This is a genomic window from Franconibacter helveticus LMG 23732 (genome assembly GCF_000463115.2).
GTDB classification, from domain to species: Bacteria; Pseudomonadota; Gammaproteobacteria; order Enterobacterales; family Enterobacteriaceae; genus Franconibacter; species Franconibacter helveticus.
This window is the reverse complement of the sequence record NZ_AWFX01000056.1, coordinates 2,804-3,726: the sequence shown is the minus strand read 5'-3', so window position 1 is coordinate 3,726 and position 923 is coordinate 2,804. Positions and strand designations below refer to the sequence as shown.

The window sequence follows — 923 nt, the reverse complement described above, 5'->3', positions numbered from 1 at the left end:
GATGGCCAGCTTCGAGCGGGTTCTGATGCCCGGACTCGATAAAGATCAGTACAGCATTCTGTGGGTGGAGCACGAGGACAAGGGGCGTCTGGAGCTGAACTTTCTGATCCCCAATACCGAGCTACTGACCGGCAGGCGGCTCCAGCCGTACTACGACCGCGCCGACCGACCGCGCATCGATGCCTGGCAGACCATCGTGAACGGCAGACTGGGGCTGCACGACCCGAACGCACCGGAAAACCGCCGGGCGCTGGTCACGCCGTCCGGACTGCCGAAAACGAAGCAGGAGGCCGCAGAAGCCATCACGCGCGGACTGCTGACCCTTGCTTCGTCCGGGGAGCTGAAAAACCGTCAGGACGTCACTGAGGCCCTGGAACGGTCAGGTTTTGAGGTGGTGCGCACCACGAAAAGCAGTATCAGCATTGCCGACCCGGACGGGGGGCGAAACATCCGACTGAAGGGAGCCATCTATGAGCAGTCTTTTAACGCTGGCGAAGGACTTAGAGCAGCAATCGAAAGCGCAGAAGCAGAGTACCGGCGAGATGCTGAAAGCCGCATTCAGCGAGCACGAGCAGTCTGTCAGAGCGGAACTGAGCGCAAGCGCGAGGAGAATCAGCGACGCCATCCTCGCCCACGAGCAGAGTATGAGCGAGGCGATGGAGAAAAACCGGCGGAGCGTACTGCGGACTGCCGGGCGGACATGGCTCACCATCCTGATGGTGTCAGCGCTGCTGATCGGCACGAGCGGGAGCATTCTGTGGTGGCAGGGGCAGCAGATAACCGACAATTACACGCATCTTCGTCAGCAGGAAGATACCCTGGCGAAAATGACCGCCCGGACGTGGGGAGTGCGCTATCAGGAGAGCAGCGACGGCCGGAGGTTTCTTATCCTGCCGCCGGGGATGCAAACCGAAGCCATCCCT

Annotated in this window: 1 protein-coding gene; it reads left to right on the top strand. The window is 61.2% G+C overall.

Annotated elements, in window-relative coordinates; translation table 11 throughout:
• Positions 1–923, top strand: a 923-nt coding sequence (gene mbeA / locus DW56_RS23200; protein WP_035890360.1) for a plasmid mobilization relaxase MbeA, incomplete at both ends; no start/stop codon positions are given.